The 6,652-nt window shown below is 40.1% G+C and carries 3 protein-coding genes and 1 tRNA gene; 2 read left to right on the top strand and 2 right to left on the bottom strand.

Going from position 1 to position 6,652, the window contains the following annotated elements:
- The coding region (locus VF500_RS24180; protein ID WP_330862130.1) for an ABC transporter permease at positions 1 to 620 on the top strand (620 nt) is incomplete at its 5' end.
- Between the two features lie 80 nt (positions 621 to 700).
- On the opposite strand, the gene VF500_RS24175 is transcribed toward VF500_RS24180, so the two are convergent.
- Complete coding sequence (locus tag VF500_RS24175) at positions 701 to 5,029, bottom strand: cache domain-containing protein (protein WP_330862129.1); 4,329 nt, start codon at positions 5,027 to 5,029, stop codon at positions 701 to 703.
- A gap of 410 nt (positions 5,030 to 5,439) precedes the next feature.
- On the opposite strand from VF500_RS24175, the gene VF500_RS24170 reads away from it, so the two are divergent.
- A tRNA-Asn gene (locus VF500_RS24170) sits at positions 5,440 to 5,513 on the top strand.
- A gap of 280 nt (positions 5,514 to 5,793) precedes the next feature.
- On the opposite strand, the gene VF500_RS24165 is transcribed toward VF500_RS24170, so the two are convergent.
- Positions 5,794 to 6,652: MBL fold metallo-hydrolase (locus VF500_RS24165; protein ID WP_330862128.1), on the bottom strand; the 859-nt coding region annotated here is incomplete at its 5' end.

The following is a 6,652-nucleotide window of genomic DNA, read 5'->3' as shown; positions in this document are numbered from 1 at the left end:
TCGTAGGCGTTGTTGCTGATTTTAAAACAAATTCTATGCGCGAGGAAATTAAGCCGCTGGTGATGTACCCCTCAAAAAAAATGGAACAGCAAATAGCGGTGAAAATTGACAGCCGAAAGTTTACCAAAACGGTAGCGTTGGTACAAAGTACCTGGGAAAAGAAATACCCCGAATATGCCTACACCGGCTTTTTTGTTGATGACAGTATTGCCAAATTTTATGAGCAGGAAAACCAACTCGAGCTGATTTATAAAGTATTCGCGCTTATCTCCATTTTTATCTCCTGCCTTGGCTTGTATGGCCTGGTATCGTTTATGGCGGTACAACGTACCAGAGAGGTAGGGATCCGGAAGATCTTAGGCGCATCAACAGGCAGTATAGTGTACCTGTTTTCGAAAGAATTTTTAGTGCTTATCGTAGTTGCATTTGTAATTGGCGCGCCCCTTGCCTGGTACCTGATGAACGGATGGCTGCAAACTTTCGCCTATCGTATTTCGCCAGGCCTTTGGATTTTCGCGGCAGCCATTACAACCTCGTTACTGATAGGCTGGTTCACGGTAGGTTACAAGGCTTTAAAAGCTGCACTGGCAAACCCCGTTAATAGTTTGCGGAATGAATGATCGGGTTGATATTTAAGTTATATTCAGCCCATTTGCCTGTATTATTAGCACGATTTGCATCTGTTACCCAATATAGTCACCTATGCGGTTTTTTGGGTATTGCCACTGCTGCCCACCATCGAAAGGATCTTTAAAACAGCAGGTATCCCGGCACCAAGTGCTGTAATATAGGTTAATATTTGTGTATAAGCTTCCTGTTGCGATATGATCAGGAAAACCAATATACCTATTATGCAAAGATTTAAAGGTGCTTTCAAACTGCTCCAGTTCCCCGTGTCTTTTACCTGGGCTTTAATACGTTCAACCTCGCTGTTACCGATGGCTGTTAAGATGTAATTGCGGAAGCCTTTGTTAAATAGCATCAGGGTACCTTCGGTTCTTGTGATCAGGCCTTTATATATCAGCATACTCAGGTTATAATCGTCATAGGGGTTAACCAATCCGTCTTCGGCCAAATCATAAAGCAGAAACTTTTCTTCTTTAGTAAGCGACTGCCATATATAGGTATAAAAATAATGTGAGCTGAGCTGCATCTTAAAGATCAATGTATCGCTTGCAATACCAATGCCTTCTTCATTGAGTAATGGCAAGGTGGATATGGCCTTTTCTTTCATATCGCGTAAATAGTGTGTATACCGTGTTTCTTCGGTTATACTGTGCCTTAAATTGTTGATATTTTTAGGTAAGCCTGGTGCCGGGGGCATAACTTTTAATTTCATCCGGCGCGAATAATGTAAACGCCATTCCCGTTCCGAGGCTTTGAACGGTACCTTTATTATTGCATTTTTCTTTTTCTTCCTTAGCCTTTCGCCAACTCCTAACAGCGGTTGGATAATGATACGGAAATGTCCTAACAGTACATGCCACCTTTCCAGCTCGCTTTCGGATACATCGCCAGCCCGTTTTGTCGTATCAGCCGAATCGCTCTTCGTGGCGCTTTGCTGTTTATCTGCATTTTTCCTTTGCTCTTCGGTAAATGAATCAAGAAAAGTGAGCGGGTGGACCGTTGAAATGATCATGATCTTGCTTTTGCCCTGCAACATCAGCGACTCCAGGAAATTAAGCTTTATGCTATTGGTTTGGGAGTCTTTAATATTGTATTCAAAGTGGTTTATAATAACCAGTTTGTTGCTCTTTTTTAGGGCATCTGCTTTGCATTTTTTCCAATCCTCATCAGTATCACCATTTTCTGTCGGGATCCTGATCATATCGGCTATGTAAACGTTATCGTCGGGCTGCATGCCTCCACTATACATCAAGGGTTTGCCCCGTTTGTCCCTGAATAACCTGTTCTTTATTTTGTTTTGGATATTCTTTAGTTTTCCTGAACCGGGAGGCCCTACTATCAACAATAGTGAGTTAAGTTTATCATCAAGCAATATCTGTTCGTCCATCTCTCTCCAACCATCCTGAAAGGGCAATCCCAGTGCAAATAGTTTCCTGATCACATTGTGGAGCATATAAAAGAAACCGATAACTAACAGCGCCAGTATAAATACAGGTATAAAATATTGCGGGTGAAATACAGCATCAATGGTGGGATGCCAGCCAAGGCTTGCAGAGCCCAGGCTGAGGTATGCCGCGGTATCCAGCTTATAGATTGTGCGTGTTGAAGTATCATTAGTATTTGTAAGCTTGCTGAAAAAAATATCAGAACCAACAGATGCATAAACCATGTTGTTGCTTTTAATCTCAATATCTTTTAACTGTAGCTTGAAAGCATTTAATAATTGCGCGGTCAGGAAATCCTCTTTAAGATACTGCCCGCTACGTTTAATACTATCAATTTTTTGGGGTTGAGAAATAATATGGTGATCATTAATGAACAAACTGTCAAGGTATACACCCTTGGGGAGTTGGTTGTTTTTAATTGTGTTTTTAGGTGTTTTTTGAACCAAATCCTTAGCGAAATGAAATTGTTTGTACCGGGTTTCTAAATTTTGTTCATAGTTGGACGAATAAATGAAGAAAAATGCTACCGGGATTCCGCTTGTGATAACGAGGCGTGTGGTTGCCATAAAGGCAAAGCTGTGCGTATAGGTCCAGAAAGGGGTGTCGATTTTTCTTAATGATTTTATAAGTGTTAACAATTTGTACAAGTGTGTTTTATCTATTATCCAATCTCTGAATGCCTGTATATATATAACAGCGATTACTATAAAAACAAACATCGTTATTACGCCCTCATATAAAAACAGAGTGGTTAAATGCTGCGGTGTTAATGTTTTTATAGCCACGGTATCAATAAGCAAAGCAAACAGAAGCAACCATAAAATGGCATACAGCTTAAAGTTGAAATTATAGCTTTTGATGCGCCTGTATTCTATAGCAAACAGAATGTTAGGAACAATGCCTATAAACGTTATGGAAAACAGGATCAGGTAAAGCGATTTCAGAAAAGAGTTGTGATCAATAGTCACAAGCATGCAGAAGATAATAACCAGGTTAATAGCGATGATCAGGTTATATAGCCGGTGAAAACATCTCTTTGGCCCTATCCATGAAGTTTCAAAAAGTTGCTTTTTAAAAAACGACCGTTTAGCCGATACAAAAAACACAATAGCGAATTGGATGATGAGAAAAAGTAACAGGGATGTGAGCATTGCTATGGTAAAGGCATAGGCTTGCATATCCCTGTTGTCGTTATATTCCTGGCTTTCAAATATCACAACAAAATAGGGGAGGCCCTTTACAGGTTTAATTTTTATATTCAATTCCCGCCCGTAGTAGGTAGCTGTAAAACCGGTATCAGATCTTGCCTCCAGACAGCTTACTAGGTTGGTACTATCGGCAAATTCGTTCTTCAGGTTTTCATTTAAATTTCTGTTGGCTATGGAATGGTATAATATTTTGCCGTTATTATTAATGATGGCAAATTGATACCCATCGGGCATTATAACATGATCTAAACTTTTCATTGTAAATGTCATGGCTGCCACAGCGGCCTGCTGGCTTAGCATTGCAGCGGATTTTATGGCAATTACAGACCGGAAGGTTTCGTTGGTAACAGAATAGATCTGATCAAGGTATAATTCGTGACCATTGAATTTGTAAGTATTGTTGCTGCGGACCTTTTTGAAATAGTCGCGCCAGCCTAAATTGCTTCGGGGAGTGAAAGCGCTGTCAATACTCCAGTTAAGGAGTTCCTTCCCGGTCGAATCGATCCAAAAGGCCTCTTCCAAAGCAGTTGGTTTGGCAATGGCGTTTAATTTATCCCTGCTTTTTGAGTAACCTGTATCCAGTGAAGGTTTTGATTTGAATTTTAGATTGTGTTTATCCAGATTGGCAATGTCATCATTTGCATAGAGATGTGATTGCGAATCGAAATTTTTGAGTGTTTGATAAGCGTTTTCTAATTCTGTAGAAAAGGCGTCTGATATGCCATTTGCCAGTGATCTCGAGGAGGCCGATATTTTGCCGTGTGTGTTTGTGAAAAATATAAAATACATAAACACAAAAAAAGTTAGCGCCATCATCAGTATCGCTACCAATACCGACGCGATGCCGTCGAATACAGTGAGTTTATCCTTATTGCCCGTATGATAAAGTTTGATCCAGGGTAAGGATATGATGGCACCTACGGCGAAGGTTAACATCAGCAGCACGACAACAAGCGGCAACCGCTTCCGTTCCTGGTTGTAACTTTTTTCGGGTACTAAACCAACAACTATCAATTGATTTTTACCATCAAGGTTAACAGGTTGCGAAAATGCCCGGTAGTCTTTTCCGCCTATGTTTAAATTGCGTAAGCCGGGGCTGCTTATCTTATTTTTGAAGGTTAATAATGAATCTTTTGACTGGTAGCTTAAACCTGAAGGGAAGGTTTCGTAAACGATATTGTCGTAAGTTTTGCTATTGCCCGATGTGTTGCAGTTAAAAATTATATAATTGGCAAAAACATCGGGTACCAGCAGTGGCCTTATAAAATGGTCAAAGCTGTAACGGATGCCCATATACATGCTTAAAGTATCGTTTGGCCCGTTTAAAGCTATTGTTCTTTTAAGATAAATGGTTAGTTGCTGAGCAGATATATTTGTATTGATCGTAACAGCGCTATCGGCCCAGTTGATCTTTCTCCGTTGCAGCTTTTCCCTGATATTAGCACCTTCAAAACGGCATACTACCGGCAATAATGTAAAATTGGTTTTAGGATAATTGCCAAGGTAATCCTGCAACTGATCATCATAAGGAAATGTTTTCAGGAAGTTATTCAGCATCCAGGTGCTGTTTATAATTTTTGAGTGGATATTGGTGTTGATGTTTTGCAGGCACCGAAACCGGCGCTCCTGTACCACTTTTTCGTTGGATGGTATGTAGATGTAAAAGTAGCTTACCCCTAACATGACCAATGTAAGGAAGGTTACAATGGCAACCATCTGGTTTTTACCTATCGCAGGGAATTTGAACATAATTTAGGTTGTTAAAAACTTTTGTCGAACCAGAACTAAACCAGAAGATGTCGGTAGAATATATAAGACTAATCAGTCAAAAAGTATTAGCAATTATTTAGTATTCTGATAATGAGAATTTTATAAAAGTAATTGCCGTTAATGGCTAATGCAAGCGTGTTTTTACGTGTTTTTACGTCGGTTTTTACGTTTCAGGGCTGTTAATTAGCGTATTACAAGTTGTAGGGAACGTAAATTGTTAGGGTTTATGCATTTGATGCTCTGGGATCCTAACTGTTTTGCAGCAGTTGGTTAAAAGGAAGAATACGCTGCATTGCTAATTTTGATAGGGATTATGCAAACACAAATGGAATAAAATTGTGAAATATCAATGAAAATTATACTTTTGCAAACTCCAAACCGGAAAACACTCCTGAGTAGCTCAGCCGGTTAGAGCATCTGACTGTTAATCAGAGGGTCGCTGGTTCGAGCCCAGCCTCAGGAGCAATAATGGGCAAGCACGTTTTACGGTCGCTTGCCCTTTTTTTTGCCTTTGCTGTTAATCAAGTATATAAAGTTAAATAACTCACTCGTTTTAGCTGCTCGATGTTGCAGTTCTTCAAACGTGAACTTTTCGGAGCATATCGAGCCATCAGAATGCCCTTTTGGTAAGTGCTTGATTACAATATGTATTGCCGATTACCGTCGGTTGGTTAATCACTGTTTTTGCGATGGACTTGATATCGATATATGACTTTTATGCCGGTATCGATATCTTCGCTTGTTTATAGCCCCTTATATACCAGATTGGTAAATGTCTTACCCGATATAACAAAGCCACCATATTTTGCATCGTACTTTTCGGTTGGCCGGGCTGCAATAATTTCATCTAATGATTTCCCTGCATTTTTTAGTTTGGCTACTTTTTCGCGTACGGTTACAAGCATTTCATGAAATTCCATAAGATGAGTTTTATCACCAATAGGGCCATGGCCTGGGATAACGATGGTTTCTTTACCTGCCCTTGCGATATTTTGCCGCGAGGCTTCTATCATACCATCAATGCTTCCGCCTGTTGAATAGTCAATGAACGGAAAATAACCATTCCAGAAGGTATCCGCTACATGTAAAATATCAGCATTGGCAAAATGAATAGATGAATCGGCGTCAGTATGGGCCGGTTTATAAGTGTTAATGTGAACGGTTTCACCATTAAAACTTATTTTATGTTCGCTTTTATAAAGCACGGTTGGTAAGGCCGCTTCTGGAAGAGGAGGGAATGTATAATTCCAGTCATCAACCCTTATCGTATTTTCGAGATGCTTTTTCGTTACATCCTGTGCTATGATGGTGGCACCTTCGCCATGAAGCCACTCATTTCCAAAAGTATGATCAAAGTGCCAATGGCTATTGATCAAAAACTTAATAGGGTTTGCACTGATTGAATTTAAAGCTTCCAGAACATTGACTTTAGAAACACCTATACCACCATCAACCATTAATTTACCCTGTGGGCCATTCAATACGGCAATATTGCCGCCCGAACCCTCCAGCATACTGATGTTTTTACGCAATGGTGTTACCGTTACTTTTGCGGTTTTGGCGGCATTGATGATGGTTACTACGGGGCTTGCGGCCTGGTTA

The organism is Mucilaginibacter sp. (assembly GCF_036383575.1).
Classification (GTDB): domain Bacteria; phylum Bacteroidota; class Bacteroidia; order Sphingobacteriales; family Sphingobacteriaceae; genus Mucilaginibacter.
The sequence above is the reverse complement of the archived record's forward strand: the minus strand, read 5'-3'. Positions and strand labels throughout refer to the sequence as shown.

Bases quoted from the DNA above. Each gene is read 5' to 3' on its own strand.
- VF500_RS24175 (WP_330862129.1), bottom strand. From the start codon at position 5,029: ATGTTCAAATTCCCTGCGATAGGTAAAAACCAGATGGTTGCCATTGTA.